Source organism: Pseudomonas sp. LD120, from assembly GCF_009861525.1.
Taxonomy (GTDB): domain Bacteria; phylum Pseudomonadota; class Gammaproteobacteria; order Pseudomonadales; family Pseudomonadaceae; genus Aquipseudomonas.
Genome location: NZ_WVHL01000002.1, coordinates 448,376 through 469,438, shown reverse-complemented (window position 1 = coordinate 469,438; position 21,063 = coordinate 448,376). Strand labels below are relative to the sequence as shown.

19 protein-coding genes and 2 pseudogenes are annotated in these 21,063 nt (G+C 64.3%); 5 read left to right on the top strand and 16 right to left on the bottom strand.

Annotated elements, in window-relative coordinates:
* Positions 1-150: 150 nt before the first annotated feature.
* The gene (locus PLD_RS05110) at positions 151-876 is read right to left on the bottom strand and encodes an alpha/beta fold hydrolase (protein WP_159890445.1); all 726 of its coding nucleotides are present in this window, start codon (positions 874-876) and stop codon (positions 151-153) included.
* Positions 877-1,234: 358 nt separating this feature from the next.
* Here PLD_RS05110 and lpxO point away from each other — a divergent pair, with 358 nt between their 5' ends.
* The 3 genes and pseudogenes from lpxO to PLD_RS05095 all read left to right on the top strand — a co-directional run bounded on the left by lpxO (position 1,235) and on the right by PLD_RS05095 (position 3,984).
* Positions 1,235-2,134, top strand: a complete 900-nt coding sequence (gene lpxO / locus PLD_RS05105) for a lipid A hydroxylase LpxO (protein WP_159890443.1) — start codon at positions 1,235-1,237, stop codon at positions 2,132-2,134.
* Between the two features lie 253 nt (positions 2,135-2,387).
* Positions 2,388-2,760 (top strand): annotated as a pseudogene (locus PLD_RS30590) (hypothetical protein).
* Between the two features lie 72 nt (positions 2,761-2,832).
* A complete protein-coding gene (locus tag PLD_RS05095) occupies positions 2,833-3,984 on the top strand; it encodes a PQQ-dependent sugar dehydrogenase (protein ID WP_159890441.1) in 1,152 nt (383 codons plus the stop codon).
* Positions 3,985-4,056: 72 nt separating this feature from the next.
* Here PLD_RS05095 and map read toward each other — a convergent pair whose 3' ends face one another.
* Together map and PLD_RS05085 are read right to left on the bottom strand one after the other, a co-directional pair.
* On the bottom strand, positions 4,057-4,821 hold the full coding sequence (gene map, locus PLD_RS05090) for a type I methionyl aminopeptidase (RefSeq protein ID WP_159890439.1): 765 nt from the start codon (positions 4,819-4,821) through the stop codon (positions 4,057-4,059).
* On the bottom strand, positions 4,818-5,018 hold the full coding sequence (locus tag PLD_RS05085) for a ParD-like family protein (RefSeq protein WP_159890437.1): 201 nt from the start codon (positions 5,016-5,018) through the stop codon (positions 4,818-4,820). The genes map and PLD_RS05085 overlap by 4 nt, the downstream gene beginning before the upstream one ends.
* A gap of 379 nt (positions 5,019-5,397) precedes the next feature.
* Here PLD_RS05085 and ilvA point away from each other — a divergent pair.
* Positions 5,398-6,372: pseudogene (gene ilvA, locus PLD_RS05080) on the top strand (threonine ammonia-lyase, biosynthetic); the annotation flags it as partial.
* Positions 6,373-6,479: 107 nt separating this feature from the next.
* Here the strand turns inward: ilvA and PLD_RS05075 are convergent.
* Positions 6,480-6,785 carry an NIPSNAP family protein gene (locus tag PLD_RS05075; protein ID WP_159890433.1) on the bottom strand — a complete coding sequence of 102 codons (306 nt, stop codon included), beginning with the start codon at positions 6,783-6,785 and terminating at the stop codon, positions 6,480-6,482.
* A 328-nt stretch (positions 6,786-7,113) separates the two neighbouring features.
* On the opposite strand from PLD_RS05075, the gene PLD_RS05070 reads away from it, so the two are divergent.
* Positions 7,114-7,380, top strand: coding sequence for a DUF1652 domain-containing protein (locus PLD_RS05070; RefSeq protein ID WP_159890431.1), 267 nt, complete (start codon positions 7,114-7,116; stop codon positions 7,378-7,380).
* Between the two features lie 57 nt (positions 7,381-7,437).
* Here the strand turns inward: PLD_RS05070 and PLD_RS05065 are convergent, their stop codons facing one another.
* The 12 genes from PLD_RS05065 to PLD_RS05010 all read right to left on the bottom strand — a co-directional run bounded on the left by PLD_RS05065 (position 7,438) and on the right by PLD_RS05010 (position 21,058).
* On the bottom strand, positions 7,438-7,701 hold the full coding sequence (locus PLD_RS05065) for a DUF2790 domain-containing protein (RefSeq protein WP_159890429.1): 264 nt from the start codon (positions 7,699-7,701) through the stop codon (positions 7,438-7,440).
* Between the two features lie 217 nt (positions 7,702-7,918).
* The gene (locus tag PLD_RS05060) at positions 7,919-8,698 is read right to left on the bottom strand and encodes a ChbG/HpnK family deacetylase (protein ID WP_159890427.1); all 780 of its coding nucleotides are present in this window, start codon (positions 8,696-8,698) and stop codon (positions 7,919-7,921) included.
* Positions 8,683-9,819, bottom strand: a complete 1,137-nt coding sequence (locus PLD_RS05055) for a GNAT family N-acetyltransferase (RefSeq protein ID WP_159890425.1) — start codon at positions 9,817-9,819, stop codon at positions 8,683-8,685. The genes PLD_RS05060 and PLD_RS05055 overlap by 16 nt, the downstream gene beginning before the upstream one ends.
* Positions 9,816-10,520, bottom strand: a complete 705-nt coding sequence (locus tag PLD_RS05050; protein WP_159890423.1) for an N-acetyltransferase — start codon at positions 10,518-10,520, stop codon at positions 9,816-9,818. The genes PLD_RS05055 and PLD_RS05050 overlap by 4 nt, the downstream gene beginning before the upstream one ends.
* A complete protein-coding gene (locus PLD_RS05045) occupies positions 10,517-12,445 on the bottom strand; it encodes a hypothetical protein (RefSeq protein WP_159890421.1) in 1,929 nt (642 codons plus the stop codon). Before PLD_RS05045 ends, PLD_RS05050 begins: the two co-directional genes overlap by 4 nt.
* Entirely contained in the window at positions 12,442-13,752 is a 1,311-nt protein-coding gene (locus tag PLD_RS05040; RefSeq protein ID WP_159890419.1) for an oligosaccharide flippase family protein, read from the bottom strand. Before PLD_RS05040 ends, PLD_RS05045 begins: the two co-directional genes overlap by 4 nt.
* On the bottom strand, positions 13,749-14,747 hold the full coding sequence (locus PLD_RS05035; RefSeq protein ID WP_159890417.1) for a polysaccharide deacetylase family protein: 999 nt from the start codon (positions 14,745-14,747) through the stop codon (positions 13,749-13,751). Before PLD_RS05035 ends, PLD_RS05040 begins: the two co-directional genes overlap by 4 nt.
* Position 14,748: 1 nt before the next feature.
* Positions 14,749-15,885 (bottom strand): glycosyltransferase, encoded by a 1,137-nt coding sequence (locus PLD_RS05030; RefSeq protein ID WP_159890415.1) that lies wholly within the window; start codon positions 15,883-15,885, stop codon positions 14,749-14,751.
* Positions 15,878-16,843 carry a glycosyltransferase family 2 protein gene (locus PLD_RS05025; protein WP_159890413.1) on the bottom strand — a complete coding sequence of 322 codons (966 nt, stop codon included), beginning with the start codon at positions 16,841-16,843 and terminating at the stop codon, positions 15,878-15,880. The genes PLD_RS05030 and PLD_RS05025 overlap by 8 nt, the downstream gene beginning before the upstream one ends.
* A gap of 149 nt (positions 16,844-16,992) precedes the next feature.
* A complete protein-coding gene (locus PLD_RS05020; RefSeq protein ID WP_159890411.1) occupies positions 16,993-18,363 on the bottom strand; it encodes an O-antigen ligase in 1,371 nt (456 codons plus the stop codon).
* Positions 18,360-19,454, bottom strand: coding sequence for a glycosyltransferase family 4 protein (locus PLD_RS05015; protein WP_178116123.1), 1,095 nt, complete (start codon positions 19,452-19,454; stop codon positions 18,360-18,362). The genes PLD_RS05020 and PLD_RS05015 overlap by 4 nt, the downstream gene beginning before the upstream one ends.
* An 11-nt stretch (positions 19,455-19,465) precedes the next feature.
* On the bottom strand, positions 19,466-21,058 hold the full coding sequence (locus PLD_RS05010; protein WP_159890407.1) for a lipopolysaccharide biosynthesis protein: 1,593 nt from the start codon (positions 21,056-21,058) through the stop codon (positions 19,466-19,468).
* Positions 21,059-21,063: the final 5 nt, after the last annotated feature.

Genomic DNA, 21,063 nt, shown 5'->3' with positions numbered 1-21,063 from the left:
CGTCGAGCGCAACATTCCAGCGTTGGGCCAGGTTGCTGAGCAAAGAGTGCGGGGTGCATGTTGGAATTTGCGCGCATTGTCGCATATGTAAACGAGCAGTTGTATGACGCGCGGGCAGGGATTTTAGCCCGTGGGCTGGATGTTTCGTCGTCAGTGGTCCGGGGCGGGGCGGCTCATCAGTCGGCGCATGAACTGCAACAGGTGTGCGGCGGCCTCGACGGGCGCCGCCTGGAGCAGGCAGTGGGGCGCGTCGATATCCAGCACTTGGGCGTCTTCGCGCCATTGCAAGACCTGTTGCCCTGAGCTCCGGGGCACCAGGCGGTCGCGGCCCGCTCGCAGGTACAACAGTGGCACCTGGGTGTTGGCCAACGCATGGCGCACATCCACCGAGATCACCGCACGCAGGCGGGCGTGCAGAACCTCCTCGTCGACCTGAGCGATGGCGGCGGCCAGGGCGCTGCGTAGCGCGGGCGTGGAAAAGCACCCCAGCAGCAGTGCGTCCATCGGCCAGAACGGCAGCCGCTGCAACGCCAGGAAACCGAGCAGGGGGTGCAACCGGGCCCAGCCAGGACGGGGATTGCAGACAAAGCTGCTGCACAGTACCAACCCCAGCAGACCGTTCGAGCAGCGAGCAGCGACCGCTACCGCCACTGGCCCGGAAAACGACTCGCCCAACAACACAAAGGGGCGGTCAGTCGGCAGCGCTTGCATCACCCGTTCCACCAGGGCCGGGTAATCCAACGGCTGGTCCACGGGGTAATGCACCACCTGCACCGGCCAGCCCGGCTCCAGGGCCTGCAGCAGTGGCGTGAACAACGTACCGGTGCCGTCCATGCCGGGCAGCAGAATCAGGGTCGGGCGCAGCGCAGTGCTCATTTACTCTGTGGTCCTTGCCGGGCCGAGGGAGGGCCGCGCCGCGCAGGATACCTTGGCCTGCGCTGAGGTGATACGGGCTGGGGCGCAGCGGCGCTGGGACAAGGTTGATTGAGCTGAATCCAAACACCGCGCGGGCGCTGATTGCCTGGGCAAGCACCGCAGTTTTTCACAAATTTGAGTTAACCCTTTGTTACAGAGTGTGGCTAAAATGCCCGCCAACGGCCGGATGCCGAGGGTCGGATCGGCGACGCAGTCCGTTGCCGACTTCGCTTTTTTAAACGCAGACGCTGCCATTTGCCTTTGGCCCTTCGGGCTTTCAGGGGCGCAGCATGTTCTCTTCTGACGTGTGACGATTTCCGTGAAACTCATCATTGCCGCTGTATACGTTTTATCCATTGCGTACGTACACCTGCGGGGGCGCGTGCGCCATAAACTGGGGCGCCAACTGAGTGATCACTCAACCTTCCTGGCCCCCATCAACTGCTTTCTCTACCTGTTTTCCAAACAGCCCAACCGGCCTTACCTGGATCCGGCCGACTTTCCCGAGATGAACAAGTTGCAGGAACACTGGGAAGAGATTCGTGCCGAGGGCCAGAACCTGTTGCAGGCCGGTGAGATCAAGCGTTCGGACCAGTACAACGATGTGGGTTTCAATTCGTTCTTCAAGACCGGCTGGAAACGCTTTTACCTGAAGTGGTACGGCGACAGCCATCCTTCGGCGATGAAGCTGTGCCCACGCACCACGGAGCTGGTGCAGAGCATCGGTTCGATCAAGGCGGCGATGTTCGCCGAGTTGCCGCCGGGCTCCAAGTTGGTGCGCCATCGCGACCCTTATGCCGGTTCGTATCGCTACCACCTGGGGCTGTCCACGCCCAACAGTGAAGGCTGCTATATCGAGGTCGACGGCGAGCGCTATCACTGGCGCGACGGCGAAGCGGTGATGTTCGACGAGACTTACATTCACTACGCGGAAAACACCACGGAGCAGAACCGCATTATTTTGTTCTGTGACGTCGAGCGGCCACTGAAGTATCGCTGGGCCACGGCGTTCAACAGCTGGTTCAGCCGCACCGTGATGTCGGCCGCGGGTTCGCCCAATGCCGATGGCGACAAGACCGGCGGCCTGAACCGCGCGTTCAACAAGCTGTACAAGATCCGCCTGCGGGGCAAGGAACTGAAAAAACGCAACCGTACCCGCTATTACCTGGAAAAGTGGGCGATCTTTGCCGCATTGCTGCTGCTGTTCATCTACATCTGATCGGCCCAGCCCACACTCGGCCTGCACCGGCGTACGGTTGCAGGCTTGTACGGGAGCTGGCTTGCCAGCGAACGCACCCTCAAGCCCGAGGCCAGGTTCGGCGGCCTCTTCGCCGGCAAGCGGTTCCTGCGGATGGCGTGAGCGTGGACATCGGGTGTTACAGGTTCTAAAGGATTATTCAATTAACAAAGCCGAACCCTGGGCGTAGCGTGGAATCGTATTCGATACCTTGTCGCTTCTCAGGAGACTTGTCATGAACAGTCTGGCTCGCGGCTTCGCCGCATTGATCACGCTGGCTTGGACCAGTGGCGGCGCCTGGGCCGCCAGCCCTGAAACACCTTCTTTCAAAGCGCTGCCAGGTTCCGTACAACTGGCGCAAAACCTGCCCAATAGCAGCAACAACGACCCCTACAGCAACCCCATTCGCCGGGCCAATCCCAACAGCATGCAGGGCACCCGGAGCGCCGGTGCGTGGGCCCAGCACCGCGCCCATTGGCCGGCCGCCCACTCTGGAGAACCGCGGTATTGGCAATGGCTATCCCCGTGGCGGAGTGCAGCGACCAAACCCCGATCCACGTGTGCAAAGTCCCCGCAATATCGATAACGACAACAGCAACCGGCGCTGAGGTGCCTCTGGATGGGCGGCCGCTGTCGTGCGGGTCGCCAGGGATTCTCTTGAGCCATAGAAGGAAGCGAGCATGTTGGGTAAAACCCTTTTTGCCACCTTGTGTGCCAGCGCTCTGCTGGGCAGTGTCTTGCCCGCTTCGGCGGCCAGCGCCCAGTCCTTTGCCAGTGAGCAGGGCAGTCTCAGCCTGACTCCGGTGGTGCAAGGTTTGCAGCATCCCTGGGCCCTGGTATTCCTGCCGGATCGCCAGGGCATGCTGGTCACTGAACGTCCCGGCAACCTGCGGATGGTGAGCCCGGACGGCAAGCTTTCGGCTCCGTTGAGCGGGGTGCCCGAGGTTTGGGCCAATGGCCAGGGTGGCTTGCTCGATGTGGCACTGTCGCCGGACTTCAAGCAGGACCGCCGGGTGTACCTGTCCTACGCCGAGGGCGGTGGCGAGGGGGGGACTGCCGGCACCGCCGTGGGTCGTGGCCGCTTGAGCGATGACCTGAGCGAGCTCAAGGATTTTCAGGTGATCTTCCGCCAGGCGCCCAAGCTGTCCACCGGCAATCACTTCGGTTCACGGCTGGTGTTCGACCGCGACGGCTACCTGTTCATCACCCTGGGGGAGAACAACAACCGGGCCACCGCGCAGGATCTGGACACGCTTCAGGGCAAGATCGTGCGCCTGTATGCCGATGGCCGGGTGCCGGACGACAACCCCTTTGTCGGCCAGGCCGGGGTGCGGCCGGAGATCTGGAGTTTCGGCCACCGCAACCCCCAGGGCGCGGCGCTCAATCCCTGGAGCGGAACCCTGTGGGAGAACGAGCACGGGCCCAAGGGCGGTGACGAGATCAACCTGATTGAACGTGGCAAGAATTACGGCTGGCCCCAGGCGACCCACGGGATCAACTACTCGGGGCAGCCGATTCCCGAAGCCATCGGGCAGACTGCGCCGGGCACCGTGGCGCCGCGGCATGTGTGGGAACAGTCCCCGGGCATCAGCGGCATGGCCTTCTATGACAGCGAGCGCTTCAAACCCTGGCAGCACAACGTATTTATCGGGGCGCTGGCCAGTCGTGAGCTGATCCGCCTGCAGTTTGACGGCGACCGGGTTGCCCACGAAGAGCGTCTGCTGGGCGAGCTCAAGGCGCGTATCCGCGATGTGCGCCAAGGCCCGGACGGTTATCTCTATTTCCTCACCGACGAGTACAACGGGGCCCTGTACAAGCTCGGTCTGAAGTAGCGCCGTCGCTGCCGATCGCCCGCGCCGCAATACGCCGGAGCCCAGGCCTCGTGGCCGGTTGGGCAGGGCGCCTCAGGTCGGTTGCAAGGTCAGCACTTCAAAGCCGTCGCGGGTCACCGCGACGGTGTGCTCCCACTGGGCCGACAGGCCGTTGTCGCGGGTGACCACGGTCCAGCCGTCCTTGAGCCCGCGCACCCGGGCGCTGCCCTGGTTAAGCATCGGCTCGATGGTGAACACCATGCCTTCGCGTAGTTCCAGGCCAGTGCCTGGGCGGCCGAAGTGGAGGATCTGCGGTTCTTCATGCATCTGCCGACCAATGCCATGGCCGCAGTATTCGCGCACCACGCTGTAGCCCCTGGCTTCGGCGCACGACTGGATCGCATGGCCGATATCGCCAAGCCGCGCTCCCAGACGCACCACCCTGATCGCCGCCCACATGGCCTCGAAGGTGGTGTCCACCAGGCGCCGGGCCTTGGGATCGACCGTGCCGATCAGGTACATCTTGCTGGAGTCGGCAATGTAGCCGCTTTTTTCCAGGGTGATGTCGATGTTGATGATGTCACCGTCCTTGAGCACGACCTTGGCGTGGGGCATGCCGTGGCACACCACCTCGTTGATCGAGGTGTTGATGCAATACGGGTAGTTGTACTGGCCCTTGCTGGCCGGGCGCGCCTTGAGCTGGTGGCGAATGAAGTGTTCCACCGCGCTGTCCAGTTCCAGGGTGGACAGGCCGGCGACGACAAAACTGTCGAGAAAGGTGAACACCTGGGCCAACAGGCGCCCGGATTCGCGCATCAGCGCCAGTTGCTCAGGGGTCTTGATCAAGGCTTGAGTCATGCGCGGCCCCTGATCAGGTCGGGTTTGTTCAACAGCAGCTTGTTGATCAGGTCGTTGTAGGCCAAGTGCGGATTGAGCTCGGCGAGAAGGCCGATCTTGATCCAGAACTCGGCCTGGGCGTTGATTGAGCGGTCCATGGTGGCACTGGCCACGCGGATTTGCTCGTGCAGTTCATCGGAGATCTTGACGATGCCCATGTTTGGGGGCTCCCTTGAAAAAGTATATGAATCGTATATGTTTCGTATAATCAACGGCAAGCGGCAAGCGGCAAGCGGCAAGCGGCAAGTCGGGACCCGGGAGCCGGAGGGGAGGGCTTTGGTGCCGTGCGTGAGTCCTGGAGAAAAGCATTGACCGCAAGGGGCTGGCGCGGTTAGTTTCCGGTCCATGACTTTTTCTGCCTATCGTTCCCAGCCAAGCATTATTACCGCCATTCCTGATTGGCGGGCTTGCTGACGACTGCACCCAACCCGCCCTGGAGGCGGGTTTTTTCTCTCTGTCTCCCGGGCTCCGAACACAGCCAGGAGATCCACCATGAGTTGCCTCAGCCGTCTTGACCCGCCCTCGTCCAGCACTGACATGGCCTTGCTGGAACGCTATGTGAAGATGATTCTTGCTGCGCCGGTCTATGACCTGGCGATCTGTACGCCGCTGCAAGCGGCACCCGCTCTGTCGCAGCGCTTGGGCAATCAGGTTTTGCTCAAGCGCGAGGACCTGCAACCGACTTTTTCCTTCAAGATCCGCGGCGCCTACAACCGCCTGGCGCAGCTTGACAGCCAACAGCAACAACGCGGCGTGATCACCGCATCCGCCGGCAATCACGCCCAGGGCGTGGCGCTCGCGGCCCAGCGACTGGGGATCAAGGCGACCATCGTCATGCCCGCTACTACCCCGGAACTCAAGGTCTCGGGCGTGCGCAGCCGGGGCGCCGAAGCGATCCTTCACGGCGAGAGTTTTCCCTTTGCCCTGGCCCACGCCTTGAGCCTTGCGCAGGACGTGGGCAGCACCTTCGTTTCGCCTTTCGATGACCCGCTGGTGATTGCCGGGCAAGGTACGGTGGCCATGGAGATCCTGCGTCAGCAGCAGGGCGCGTTGGACGCGATCTTCGTCCCGGTGGGCGGTGGCGGGCTGATCGCCGGGATCGCCGCGTATGTGAAATACCTGCGGCCGCAAGTGCGCATTGTTGGCGTCGAGTCCGAGCATTCCAACTGCCTGCAACAGGCCCTGGCGGCGGGGAAACGGGTAATCCTGCCCAAGGTGGGCACCTTTGCCGACGGCGTCGCGGTGGCAGAGATCGGCGAGCATGGTTTTCAGATCTGCCGGCATCACGTGGATCAGGTGATCAGCGTCAGCAACGACCAGTTGTGCGCCGCCATCAAGGACATCTACGACGACACCCGCTCGATCACCGAGCCTTCCGGCGCTTTGGCAGTGGCCGGGATCAAGCAGTACGTGGCCCAGAACGGCATCAGCGGCCAGACCCTGGTGGCCATCGACTCTGGCGCCAACATCAATTTTGACAGCCTGCGCCACGTCGCCGAACGCGCCGCCTTGAGCAGCATCTCGGCCTAGCCGCTGGCTTGTCAGCGAAGACGCCCGCTAAAGGGGCTCCCACCTTTGCGGCCTTTACGCGGCAAAGCGGTAGGCCGCCCGAGCGTTTCCTACGAGAGCAGTGGACGCATGAAGCTGCGCTCATAACTGAGGATGAACTTCTTCTCCATCACCGACGCCACCAGGGCCACGCTTTCCGGATCGCTCAGAGCGCTCTGGCGATAGGCTTCGTAATCGGCCAGGGACGGGAAGCTGAACAGGCAGTAGGCAATGTTGCTGGCCCCTTCCGAAGGCAGGAAGTAGCCATGGTGGGTGCCGCCCAAACGCCTGACCACCGCGATCCAGGCTTTGGAATAGGCTTCGAACTCGGCCAGTTGGTAGGGATCGATCACGTATCTGACATGGCAGGTAATCAAGGAGGGTGCTCCGGGCGAGGGGAAGGATCAGCGTTGTTCCAGGCGGGATTCTTCGGCAATGGATCAACCCAGGCACAACGACCCGGGCATTCTGCGGCGCGGCAAGCCAGCAGCGCAACCGCCCGCCATGGCCGGCTTAAAGTCAAAACCCCCGGTACTGAGAGCAAAATCGAATTTAGCAAGGTCGCCAAAGCGGCTTACTCTGTAACTTGGCATCGTCTGTTAGGCAAAAACGGACCAGAGCCAGGATCGCTAGCGAACACGGACGTTGCGGCCAGTAGGCATTTGCCCATTGATTGGTCGTGTTGAATAAAAGGAGAGCGTCAGCATGTTTTTATCTGCCCTGGAACTGCGCAACATCATTGAGAGCAGCTTTCTGCCCAAACGTTGCCAATGCACCCTGAGCCCGGACCTGTCGATGACGGTCAAGGTCTATGGCGACCATGAAACCGACCGAGTCGAGCTGGTGGTCAGTGGCATCGACGCTGCGCAGCTCAATGGCTGTCGGGAAATCAACGAATTGATCGCCGAATTGCGCTATGACCTGGCCAACGCCCCGGGCGGGCTGCCTGGCCTCACGCGCAGGGCCCATTGAGCGCGGTTTCCTGACACCGCTCACCGCGGCGAGCCACGTTGGCTGCGGCACGCCGCATCAGTTTTCGTACATGCAGGCTTGGGCGTGCTTCTGGTAGGAGATTTCCGCCAGTTCTCCAGCCTTGTTGATGTAGCGCATATTGGCGGTCACCACCTCGCAGCGGCGGGTCGGCGGCTCGGTCATCGAGATGACCTTGGCGACGTCCAGGCGCATGCCGTACTCATAGGGCACAACTTCAACATTGACATCCGAGGCCTGGGCCAGACCGGTGAATCCGCACAGGGCCAAGGCGGCCAGAGCAAAGCGCTTGCGTGTGTTCATCGTGGTTCTCCATTACAGACAGTGACGGTTCAGTCTGGGGACTGCCCTCGCACGAGGCCCTAAAAGCGTTCCGGGCCAGTACGCTGCGCAATAGAGTGTTTATTTAGGGTTAATCTATCATTAAGAAGATCTTGATAGATTTTGAAATATTTCGTTCCCGTCCCGTATACCCCGACTGCCGACTGCCGACGGTTTCCGCCCTCCGCCCGGTCCGGTTTCACAGTTCGCTGTAGGCGATCCGTTGATGCTGGGGCAGGGCGCGGTTCAGCAACTGTTCCAGAGATTGCCCGGGTGGCAGGTAGTCGTCGCCGAAATCGCCATCGGCCAGTTGTGTCGGATGGGCCACGACTTCCACCAAGCTCCCGAGACCCACACCTTCTAACAGGTCCTTGGGGGTGCACACCGAACTCACGCCAGGTCCCGACAGCCAGCGGATACGCTGGTTCAGGGCGCTTTTGAATACCCGTTTGAGCGGGCCGATATTGCCGCCGACATTGCGTGCCAGCCGCACCGGCACCCCTTGTCGAGCGGCGAAACGGGCGACGATTGCGGCAATCGGCCAGAGATTGTGCACGTGCTGGTGAGAGTCGATGTGGCTGGGGCGCAGGCCCCGATCGATGCAACGCTGCCACTGCGCCTCCAGCTCCTGCCACACCGCGTCGACCGCCGCTAGCGGCAGACGCAGGACCGAGCGTGGCAGTTTCAGGTCGAACTGGCCCTGGGCATTGCAGAACCGCGCCTGAGCGAGGATGGCCGAGCTTAAGGGCGCGCCGTAGGTCAGGTTGAAGTGCAGGCCGATGCGCCCGAGCAAGGCGTGCTCGTGGCTCAGGCGACAGGCGTCCTCGAAGGCCGGCATGTTGGCCATCAGGGTGGCCGAGCTGATGACCCCCCGCTTGAAGGCGCGCAGGGTCAGTTGGTTGTAGTCCAGGTCGAGGCCGAAGTCGTCGGCGTTGACGATGACCCGCTGCGAGCGGGTGACGCTCAGGGTTTGTTGCATGGGCGAACCCCTTGTGCTGTGGCGTTCTGGCGACGTTCGCGCCAGGCGTTGAGGTGAGGTTTGAGGCGCTGCCAGCAGCGCTCGGCGACACCGGCCAGCAAGCCCCGAGGGCGCCAGGAATAGAAGCTCCAGCGCTGGTGCTCGACCACGCCACTCATGCGTTCATGCAATTGATGGCTGGAACGGCTGAGGCTGACCCGCGAGGCGTCGACCCACTGCCAGCCTTCGTCGAGCCCCCAGCGAATCCATTCATCGAGCAGCAAGCGACCGCTGCCGAGGTTGGCGTAATCGGCGAGAAAGGCGATGTTGTAGTCATACAGGCGGCCGCGCTCCAGCAACCCGAGGCGGTAGCTGATGCAGCGTCCCTGGTGCTCAAGCATCACCACTCGCAGGCAGCCCTCGGCGGCCAAGCCCCGCAACGCGCTGTGCATCCATTGCTGACGCGGTTGTCCGGAAAAAATCCCCAGGCCGTCGGCGCCTTTCCAGCTGGCCTGTTCCACCTCGCGCAGCGCTTCGAGCACCGCGTCGATGTCTTCGGCCAAGGGGGTCACGCGGATGACTCGGGCGTCGATTTCGGCGCAGCGCTTCTTCGCCCGGCGCAGTTCATAGCGCAAGGTGCCTTTGGCTTCCTCACGGTCGCTGTCAACGATCAAGTGTTCCGGCGCCCGGCAGCTCAGGGCCTGGTGGCTGTACCAACTGCCCCGCCGCCAGGGCCTGAGCAAGCGTTCGGCGTCCACCAGTTCGTGGAGTTGCAGCACGTCGTGGGGCAACCGCCGGCAGATTTCCCGCAGGGCCTCGAGCATCGCGCCGTGCGCCGGTTCGGCCACCAGCAGCGCCAGCCGATCGCTCAAGGGGTGGCCCAGATGGCGTAGCACCCGCAGGGACAGCCCGGCCCTGGACTCGCGACCGACGATCAACGGCAGGCACAGCACCAGGCGTTCGCCCTGCCAACCCAAGAGAATGTGCAACTGCTGCGGCTGCAGGGCGCGTTCGGCACCCCGCAGCCAGCTCAGGCGGTTGAACGGCGTGGCGTGCTCGACCTGTTGCCGCAATTGTTCATAGGCTTGCACCGGGAAGTCCTGCACCCAGAGGCTGGTGCACCACTGCCAACGCAGGCTCATGAATGCTCCTCATTGGTATGGCCGAGCGCCCGCGGTGGCGGGCTCAGACGCCCACGGCGCAGGTGCTGCAAACGTGGCTGATGATAGGGCCGACGCCGGTGAAAATGCAGGCAACGCAGCAGGCAGTAGACATGCAGGGATTCGCCGACTTCCTGGAACCCCAGGCGCATGTGCATTTTCAGGGCGGGCTCGTTGCGCACATTGACCAGGGCCCGGGTGCTCTTGAAACCACGTTCACGGTATTCGTCCCAGAGCATCTTCTGCGCCAGAATCACCACCCCCGAACCGCGATACGGCAAGGCGCACTCACCGGCGAACTGGTACAGGCAGCCCGGCGGGATGCGCATCCAGCAGCGATACAGCTGGTCGTCGTAGTAATCGCGCTCATTGATCCAGACCATCATCATCACGTTGCCGTCTTCGTCCAGGTGCGCGCTGCCGCGGCAGCCCTTGTCCAGCAGGCCGCGAATGGCTGGCAGTTGGGCCTTGAAGTACCTGTCGAAGGCCGGCAACAGGTCCCGGGTGATGCGCACCTGGGGCCAGCGGCTGGGGTTGATCGGGCAGGGCACCGGCAGGGCCAATGAGCGCTCCAGGGTCAGCAGTTCCCAGTGGTAATAGAAGAAGCGTTCACAGAACAGGCGCAGACTGCCGCGCAAGCCTTTGCGGCGGATTTTGGCCCACAGGCCAGTCAAGCGATTCATAAGGTTTTCCAGGTCAAGGCAAACAGGGTTTCACCGGGCAGTTGGAACTGTGCGTGGCCATCGCTGCACTGCAGCGTTGCCTGGCGGCTACGGCCGTCGGCCCCCAGCAGTTCCAGGCGAGGGCTGGACTGGCAGATCTGCGCTGCGCCCTTAAGCTCAATGGTGTGTGGTCGTGGGGTCTTGGCCACGCCCAACAGGCTGTGGCGCGGGCCGTCGCGCAGGGCCAGGGCGTCAACTTCGAAGGCCGGGTTGTCCAGGGCCTGAACCTGCCCGAGCCAATGCTGCTGAATGAATTGCTGGGCCCCGGCCACCGGTTTCAGGCTGAACTGCTGGGCGTCCAGCTGGGCCAGCATGCCCTTGGGGTACTCGGGCTCATCGGCGGCCTGAAACCAGTTGAGCATGTCCAGCAAACCGTCCTGGGAGGCGTTGATCACCACCGAGGTCCACCATAGGGCGGCGTAGTGAGTGTCTTGCTGGTAAGGGCTCAGGTCCGGGCCACTGGAGATGTTGGTCTGGCTCAGCAGCAGCGCCTTGCGCGGCCGGCCTTGTTCGTCGAGCCCCACCAGGTCGGCGGCGGCACGCACGCTGGTGCGGTAGCGACGGGTGGCCAGGAGGTCACGAACCATCCACTCATGCCAGGCCAGGGCGTCGATATCGGCCCCGTGATCGGCCAGCAGTTGGCGCGCCCAGTCGATGCCTCGGCGCTGCTCGGCACCGATCCGGAACGGACCGTCCAACAGGCGCGAACTCACCGGCATGGCGATACGCACCCCGGCGGCTCGGGCGTCGGGGTTGGCCTTGGTGTGCTCCAGCATCTGCGCAAAATAACTGGCGAACACCGCATAGCTGGGGAAGTTGAGGTTGGGCTCGTCGGCAAAGGCCAGGTAATGCAGGCCCTGATTGCCCAACTGCACGCTGTCGGCCAACCAGGCGTCGAGCCCGGCAAAGCTTTCGCGGTCGGCCTCCAGCACGGCCCGGCGTCCGGTGCCGGCCAGCAGGGTAATGTCGCGTTCGATCTTGAATGTCTCGCGGTACAGGCGGCGAAAGCTCAGTTCCCGTTGGGGATCTTGCTGGATCACGTCGACAAAACTGTAGAAGTTGGCCGCTCTCGGTCCCAGGACTCGCAGCAGTTCAAAGGTCGACTGCGGCGGCAGGGCGTAAGGCAGGGCGACCCCCAGGTGTGGGCTGGGGCCGCGCAGTTGCGGCTCCAGGTTGAGCTCGATCCGGCTCGGGGGCCACTGCAGCGGGTGCAACTGGTTCAGGTCCTGGGCGAACAGATTGGCGGTGCCGTCGAGCCAGAAGCCCACCTTGCCCGAACCGCCCATCGACAGGCGCCAGACTTCGTCCTGCGCGGCTTGCGGCAAGGCAGCCTGATCGAATTGCCCGTAAAGCGCGTGTTGCTCAAGCTTGAGGTGGACCTGGAGACCATCGCTCAGGCGGGTGGCCTGGAGCACGCTGACGCCGCCGTAGTACTTGCCGGCCAACTGCGCCTGCTCGCCGGCGGCCACGCGAAAGTACAGCTCGACGCCGCCGGGCACGTCGGCACTGAAGTGCACCTTGGCGGGTTCGAATTGCGCCAGGGTGGCGCTGTCGTGGCTGACCTTGAAGTTGCGAAAGCTGTAACCCGGCACCTGCAGGCGATAGTCGCCCTGGGCGGCGGGCAATGGGATGTCGCGCTCGCCGTAAGGCTGATCGGCGCCGATCTCCAGTTGTTGCAGCAACTGGCCATCGGGGCGCAACAGGTACAACTGCTCCTGATTGGCATCGCTTTGCCAGGCCGGGCTCCAGCGCAGTTGCAAGGTGTCGCCGGCATTGGCTTGCAAGTACAGGCTGCCGTCACGGATAGCGCCCCAGTGCAGGGGCGCCGCGTGCAGCGAGGACGCTGTTGCAACCAGCATCAGGGCAAGCAGGGAACGGGGTTTCATCGGACCTTTTCCTTAGGACGCAATAACTCAAGCACGTAGACAATGTCTCCAGGTAACAGGATCAGGGTGCGGTACCAGGGCACGCCGCTGAGGCGGCAATACAGGCCGAGCATCACCAGGCTCACCGCCAGGTAGGCGATGGACGAGGCCACGCCAGCGCCGACGATGCCCAGCGCCGGAATCAGCAGCGCGTTGAGAACCAGGTTCAGCAGCGCCCCGCCGGCCAGCAGCAGCGACAAGGTGCCGGGGCGCTGCTTGCCCAGCAGGTCCAGGCGCAAGATGCTCGCGTAGCACAGGCCGAACAGCCCCGGCAGCAACGCCAGCAAGGCGCCGTAGGCCGGGGCGTAGGCGCTGCCGAACAAGCTGACGATCAACCACTGGCCAATCAGCGCCATGCCCAGGCAGGCGCCGAGCATCACGGTGGCGGTCAGGCGCAGGGCCAGGGCGGTGAGTTGCTCGATTCCGGCGCCCTGTTGCAGCAAGCGTTTCATCAGCGGCGTGGTCACCGCCTCGGGAATGATCAGCAGCAGCTCGGCGGCGGCGCTGGCCATGGCGTACCAGCCCAGGGCGGCCGGGTCCAGCAGGGCACCGATGAACAGATAGTCCGAGCGCAGCATCAGTTGCTGGGACAGCACCCCGGGATGGCTCTGGGCGCTATAGCGCAGCAGCTTGCTTTGCTCCCCGGCCTGCCAGCGTAGGCGCAGGCTGTGATAGCGCGCCAGCCAGCACCAGCCGACCACCACCACCAGCAAGGTGCCCCCCAACCAACTGACCAGTGCCGCCGACAGCGGCTGGTCGCGCCAGATCCACCACAGGCCGACGAACAGCAGCAGCGGCACCAGGGACTCCAACAAGCGCAGGGCGTTGAACGCTTCGACCCGGCCGTCGGCGTTGTGCAGGGTCAGCAGGCCGCTCTTGAGCACGCTAATCGGCACCGCCAGGAGCAGCAGCCAGGCCAGATCGCCCAGTTGCAGGCTCAGGTCCCACTGGCTGGCGAAGCTGTGCATCAGCGCCAGGCCCGCCAGGGTCAACAGGCTGGCCAGCAGGCAGCCGTAGATCAGCACCTGGGTCAGTAACAGGCCCATGGGCCGCTGGCGTGCGGCCTGGTAACCGACGGCGGTGTTAAGGCCGCCGCTGGTGAGCGCGGCGATCAGATCCGGCAAGGTGCTGAGCAGGGCGAACAGGCCGCGGTCCGCCGGCCCCAGCAGGCGCGCGAGCAACACGTTGCGCAGCAGGCGCAGGCCGATCATCGCCAGCCGCGTGCCCAGGCTCAGGGCCAGGTGCCAGAGGTAGCTGCCGCGCTTCATGCCCGGGCTCCCTGGAGCAGGCGCCACGCCAGCAGCCCCGGGTGTGCGGCGCTGGCGTGGCTGACATCGATGCGTGGCAGGGCCAATCGTGGGTTGCCGTCAGCCTCGATCAGCCCGCAACGGGTGCTCAAGGCATAGTGGTAGCCCAGCTCGGCCACTGCGGCACGCACCTCGGGATCGTGATCGCCATTGGGGTAGCAGTAGATCCCCAACGGCGCCTGACAGTGGGCTTGTAAGGCCTGGTGGGAGCGTTGCAGGTCGTCCCGCAGCGCCGTGCGGTCGAGGCGGGTGAGGATGCTGTGGCTGGCGCCGTGGGGGCCGAAGCGCACCAGCCCGGAGCGTTCTAGGCGCCGGACCTGAGCCCAATCCAGGCTGTGGGGGGCGCTAGCGCTGGGGCAACTGTCGGCCAAGGCTTGCAGGCTGGCCGGGGGCAAGCCTTTGAGGCGCTGTAGATAGGCGCCCAGCGCCCGGCTGCGAGCATGGCTGTTGCCGGGCTGCAACAACTCGGCAGGCGGTGCCAGCGCCTGGGCGCGCAACTGCATCAACAGAGGTTGCGCCGCGGCGCTGTCAGGCTGCTGCCACAGGGTTTCGCCGATCGATTCCCACCAGAACCCCTGACCGCTGCCAATGAAGTCAGTGGACAAGAAGATGCTCGCCGGCACCTGGTAACGCTCCAGCAACGGGTACGCCACCTCGGCATTGTCGCGCCAGCCGTCGTCGAAGGTCAGGGCCACCCGGGGTCGATCGCCACCGGGAAGCTCCAGCAAGTGCGGCATAGACACACAGTCGAAGTGCCGGCGCAGCCAGCGCAGCAGGTGCTCGAACTGGGTTTGCCCTACACACAACGGCGCCCGATGGGGTAGGCGCGCGGCCGCCGAGTCGGGCAGCACCCGATGCAGCATCAGCACCACTGCGGCGTCGCTCAAGCGCGCCCGGCCGAGGCTGTGCAGATAAAGGTGACCCAACAGGCACTTGAAGGATTGTTTGAAGGTCATGTCAACGGTTCTGTTGTGGATTCCACAAGGCATAACGCTGCCCGCGGAGAAACTGCCAGAGGCCCATGCTCATGCCGGCCAGGGTCACCAGCACGAAGCCGGCGAGACGAAACACCTTGGGCAGGCGCCCGCGACTGTCCAGCAAACCCAGTACTCCAGCGCCGTAGCCGAGCAACTGGGCGATCAGGCTGAGGCGGTAGAAGGTGCCGTCATGCCACAGCAGCAGGTTGCTCAGCAGCAGCGGCAACAACAGCACCGGGGCCAGGCGGCGGATCAGCTTGTGGCTGATCAGGGCGATGGCGTAGGCACCGTGGCGCAGCGGGTTCATCAGCGCCCGGCGCTGGGCCAGGCTCTGCAGGCCTCCGACGGTGACTCGCAGGCGCCGCCGGTACTGCTTGCCCGCTTCGTCCACGCCATGGTCCAGCACCTGGGCGTCTTCCACATAGACGATGCGTTTGCCGGCCACCGGGGCGCAGGTGCTGATAAAGAAGTCATCGTTGACCTCTGCCGGCACCCGCTGGAACAGCTCGCGGCGTAGGGCCAGCAGCGCACCGTCGGCGGAAACCATGCAGCCGGTGCGGTTTTCCGCTTGGCGCAACCAAGCTTCGTAGTGTCGGTACAGGCTGTCGCCCAGGCTCAGGTTGTGTCCGGGGTTGGGGATGATCATGTGCCCGCCGCACGCCCCGACCAGGGGGTCGCAAAGGGGCGCCAGCAGCTTGCCCAGGGTGTCGTCTGACCACTGGTTGTCGGCGTCGGTGAACACCAGGATGTCGTTGCGCGCTAGCTCGGCCGCGGCGTTCAAGGCACCGGCCTTGCCCACCCGGGGCAGGTCCAGAACAACGATCCGCGAGTCACGCACGGTCAGGGCGGTGGCCACGGTATCGTCGCTGGAGCCGTCGCTGGCCAGGATGATCTGCAGATCGGTGGCTGGGTAATCCTGGCGCAACAGGGTGTGCAGCTTGTGCTCGATGTGCGGACCTTCGTTGTGCGCGGCGATGATCACGCTGACCGACAGCGGCGCGCCTTCTTGCACCGGGCGCGGGCGCACGAACAGGCTGAGCAGGCCCAGCAGCAACGGATAGCCGATCCAGGCATAGAGGGGCAGCAGCAGGCACAGCCAGAAAATTGTTTTAGCCACGGTCAGGTCTCACGACGGAACGGTTGAATAGGCCCTGAAGCAGTGCGGCGGCCCCCAAGTGCAGGCGCACCCAGTGCAGCAGCCAGAGTTGTAGGACAAACAGCGGGTCGCGCTGGCGCCAGCCCTGGCGCAAGGCCAGGGCCAGGGGCGCCAAGGCGCTGCACAGCAGGCTGGCGGCGGCCACGGCCGGTTGCCCCAGTAACAGGCTCAGCAGTGCCGCCAGCGTCAGCCCGGCAGCGGCCAGGCACAGCAGGGGAAAGCGCAGCAGGCGCAGGTTGAGGCCGCCGTTTTTCAGCAGTTGCACGTGGCTGCCCTGGCGCCAGCGCTCCTTGCCGGCCCACTCGCGCCAACTGCCTTCAAAGCCCCAATGCAGCACCTGGGGGGCTGACAGGCTCAGTTGGCGGGCCCCGGCCTGGTGCAGGCGCAGGCCGAAATCCTTGTCTTCGCCGGTGCGCAGGTGTTCGTCAAAACCGCCGACGCGTTCGAACCAGTGCCGTTGCAGGCACAGATTGGGGCTGGGCATCCAGTGCAGCAGACGGGCCTTTTTGTCGCCGGCCAGGCTGCGTCGCTGCCAGGCCCGGGCGAACCAGGGCGCGCTGGCCGGCGCCGCGCAATCGAGGGCAAAAACTTCGGCGCGCTGTTCGGCCTGGACCTGCTGCCAGAGCAGCAGCCAGTTGCCGGGCACCTCGATGTCGGCGTCGAGAAATGCCAACCAGTTGCCGGTGGCTTGCGCCGCCCCGCGATTGCGCAGCGCGCCGATGCTGATGCCCGGGCACCGCAGTACCCGCGCGCCCAGTTCCCGGGCCCGTTGTGGCCCCTGGTCGGTGGAACCGTTGTCGACCACGATCAGTTCGTAGTCGAGCGCGGCGACCCGGGCGGCGAGGATCACGCTGTCCAGGGTCCGTGTGATGTGACGTGCTTCGTTGTACATGGGCACGATCACGCTGATCCTTTGCATCTTTGCCTCCCTTGGCCAGATGGCGTGGTGGTCATGGGCGCCGGGTGAGGGCGCGGTCTTGCTGTTCTGTCGGTCCTGCTTCCGGGGGCCTGGCAAGGTCCTTCGGGCCTTGTCGCAGCCTGCGGCAGCGGGGCACATCGGCGGCGATGTCAGATCGGCGCCGGGCGCGGTATCGGGGTTTCTTCAGCCTGTTGGCGCAGCACGCTGGACAGCGCCAGGTAGATCCACAGGTATTTATGGTTCGGTGCACTGAGAAACAGCAGGAACAGCGCCATGGCCACAAGGCTCAGGCCCAGATGGGTGGCGATGTCGGCCTGCTCCCGGGCGCCGCGCTGGAGGAACGCCAGGCGCGCCCGCTCGAAGTTGCGCAGGCCCATCAGCATCAGCACCACGAAACTCAGGCCTGCGGGAATGCCCAGTTCGCTGAACAGTTCCAGGTAGGTGTTGTGGGCCCGGCGAAACAGATCCGGCTCGTTCATGTTTTCCGAGAAGCCGCTGGCAAAGCCGGTTTGCGCGTAATGAATCGGGAAGGTGCCCAGGCCTGAGCCCAGCAGCGGGTTTTCGCGGATCATCCGCGCGCCCACCACCAAGTAGGAGGTGCGCCGGCCCAGGGAGGTGTCCTGCGAGTGCGAACCGGACTTGAGCATGCTCAAGGACTTAATCCGCGCCACGTAATCCGCCGGCAGCGCGGCGATTCCCAGGGGCACGATGATTGCCACGGCGAACATCGCGAAGCCCAAGTGCTTGGGCCGCAGGCTTTTGAGCCGCTCCCGGTAGTGCCAGGCGCCGATGGCGATGGTGAACAGCACCACCAACAGCCCCGAGCGCGAGTCGGTCTTGGTCATCCCGGCCATCAAGGTCAGGCTGATGCCGACCCAGAACAGCCGCTGTAGCCAGTCGGGCGAGCGCAGGGCGAGGAAGATCGCCGGCGGCACTGCCATGGCGATCAACAGGGCGAAGTAGTTGGCGTCCTGCAGCAGGCCGATGGCCCGGCCGCCCACTTGGTACTTGGCGGATATCAAGGCGATCACGCAGGTGATGGCGACGCTGACCGCCAACAGGCGACAGAGCATCAGCAGGTTGGTTTCCCGAGCGATCAGCAAGGTGACGAAAAACAGCACCAGGCCTACCGCCAGTTCCCGCAGGCTGTCCAGGGACACCAGCAAGTTCTCGCTGTACATCAGGCTCAGCAGCAGGCACAGCAGGAAGGGCCCGAGGGCGCGCCACAGGTTGCTGCGCAGGCGGGTCCCGGGAATCTGCCGCAACAGCAGCTTGAACAGCATGATCAGGATCAGCGAGGCGCCCAACAGCTTGGCCCCGGAAAATGCCGTGTCTTTGAACAAACCCTCGAAGGGCACCAGCGCACAAATCCCCAACAGGCCCCAGCCGGGACGGCGATAAAGCACGCTCAGGCCCAGCAGGCCGACCACCACCAACGGCGCGAGAAACGGCCAGGGGCTGGCGAGCAGTAACAGGCTGGCCAGGCCCAGGACAAATCCAAGCAAGGGGGCGGCGATCATACCGGGGTGGTCTCTCTGGCAAGGCGATACAGCTCATCCCAGCTGTGCGCCAGGGTGGGCAGGTGATAGTGCTTGCGCTGGGTGACGCGCGCGGCCCGGGCCAGTTCCTCGGCCTGGGCCGGGTTGTCCAGCAGCTGGCCGACGCAGCGCGCCAGTTCAGCACTGTCCAGAGGCTTGGCCAGCAGGCCGTTCTGCCCGTGCTGCACAACGTCGGGGATGCCGCCCACGGCGAAGGCCGCCACTGGGGTCCCGGCCTGCATGGCTTCGAGCAGGATCATCGGCGTGCCTTCGGTGCGCGAGCTGAGCACCAGCACATTGAGACGCTTGAGCCAGGGCTGCATGTCTTTCTGGTAGCCGGGCAGCAGGATGCGCGTCGCCAGCCCGGCCGCTTCGATGCGTTGGCGCAGCGCCAGGTTCTGCTCACCGTCGCCCAGGAGCACGGCCTTGAGGGTGGGACGGTGCTGGCACAGGGCAATCAGCGTATCGAGGAACAGGTCCGGGCCTTTCTCCGCGCTCAAGCGCCCGACGAAACCCACCAGCGGCTCCAGGGCATCGCGGCGGACTTCGGGCTCCCAAGAGGGCGCTTCAGTACTGCTCAGCGCCAGTGCGGGCTCCGGCAGGCCGTTGGGAATCACCCGCAACTTGGCTTCGCCCACGCCCGCCTGACGGTGCAACTGGGCGATGCTCTGAGCGACGCAGGCCACTCGGCGCACCTCGCGGCTGCGGCACAGGCGCAGGCTGATCCAGGTGTAGAGCTTCTGTTTCGGGCTGCGCGGGGTAAAACCGTGCTGGGTCAGCACCAGCGGCAGACCCAGGCGCCGGGCACAGATCCAGGCAAACACCTGGGCCTTGAAGTTGTGGGCATTGAGCAACCCCGGCTGCTGACGCAAATGCGTCAACAGCGCCTTGAGGTTGGCGCAGTTATGGCTCGACACACCAGCCAGGGCAAAACGCTCCAGCAGCGTGGCGGGGGCGTTGAGAAACACCACCCGGTGGCGCCCTGGCGTGACCCGGCAGTGGTCCAGCAGCATGCGTTCGGCGCCATAGAAGCCGCCGCTGTGGATCAGGTGCACGATGGGCTGTGCGGTCATGCTCAGGTCGCTCACTGTTTGGCCCAATGCCAGGCCCAGCGCCAGGTCCAGCGCGGGTAAGGGTTGAGCTGCGGTTGTTCGACCGCGTTGAGCACCATCAGCACCGGCAGGCCGAGGTGATCGCTGACCTGGGCCGGGTGCTTGAAGCGGTGGTCGAAGAATTCATAGACATAGCCCAGGGCGATGGCCAGCAACAGGCCGGTGAGCAGGCCCAGAGGGATGATCAGCATCGGCTTGGGGAACGCCGCTTCGCTGGGCTCGTAAGGCTGGCTGAGCACCCGGGCGTTGGACAGCTCGCCACTGATCAAACGCTCGCCACGGCTTTCTTCGTAGCGCTGGGTGTAGGTGAAGAAGGCTTTGTGCAAGGCATCGATTTCGGTGTCTAGCTGGCGCAGCTTGCTCAGCACTTCTTGCAGGTCGCGTACTCGCGCCTTGTAGTCGTTGATCCGCGCGGTTTTCTGGGTGATCACCGACTGAGTGATCTGCAGGTCGCTGCTGCGCTCGCGCACCCGGTTTTCCACCACTTTGAGGAACTGCGCCCGGGCCCGCACGATCTGCTCGCGTTGCTGTTGCATCGGCACGCTGTCGGCGCGGTAGGTGTCGGCGGTGGTGCCGTACTGGGTCACCAGGTTGGTCAGTTGTTCACCCAGTTGCTTGATCTCGCGGTCTTCGTAGGCCACGTTGTCCACGGTGTTGGCGAAGGCAAAAGGGAAGGTGTAGTCGGTCAGCCTGGCCTTGCGTGCGGCGGCCAGGTTCTTTTGCAGGTAGTCGAGGCGGCGCTGGTTTTCCAGGGCCTGATCGCGGTAGCCGTTGAGGGACTGCTCTTCGGTGTTGATGGCGTTGAGACGGAAGGTGATCTCTTCCTTGGGGTCGGAGGCGTGGGCCGCTTCCAGCAGGGCTTGGCGTTTGCCTTCCAGGTCGTCCAGGCGCGCCTGGTACTGGGCCTTCTTCTGTTCGTAGAAGGCTTCGGGCAGGTCGCTGGATTGCAGGTCCTGGCGGCTTTTCAGGTAGTTGGCCAACAAGCGCTCGACAAAGCGCGTGCCCTCGGCCGCATTCGGGCTGCTATAGACCACGGAGATCACGTTGGAACCGGGCAGGGTGCCGATTTTCAGGTCCTTGATCGCCTGATTGGTGAAGGCGTCCAGGCTGGTGTCGCGCACCGGGTCCACGGCCAGGCCGAAGAAGCCGCGCAGCGGGTTGATCACCTGGTTGCGCAGCGGGTCGATCAGGCCGTTGCTGATCGGCTTGACGATCAGCCGGGTCAGCAGGCCCTCGCTGCCACCGAACTGGCCTTCGCGGCGCAGTTGCTCGATGGTGTCGCGGATCAGGGTCGGCGAGCGCAGGATATTGCTCTCGGTTTCCATGTCGGCCAGGGACGGCGGGATGAACTTGTCGCTGTCCGGGGTGAGCACGGTGTTGGCGTCGGTCTGCGACAGTTTCTTGGACTGCACGATGACTTCGGCGGTGATCTCGAAGCTCTGCTTGAGCACCAGTGGCAGTACCAGCGCAATCAGGGCGAAACCGAGGAACACGCGCTTGATCAGGCGTCGATTGACAAAGAACACGAGCAAGAACTCGTGCAGGTAGTTTTCGATCTTGGTCATCAGGG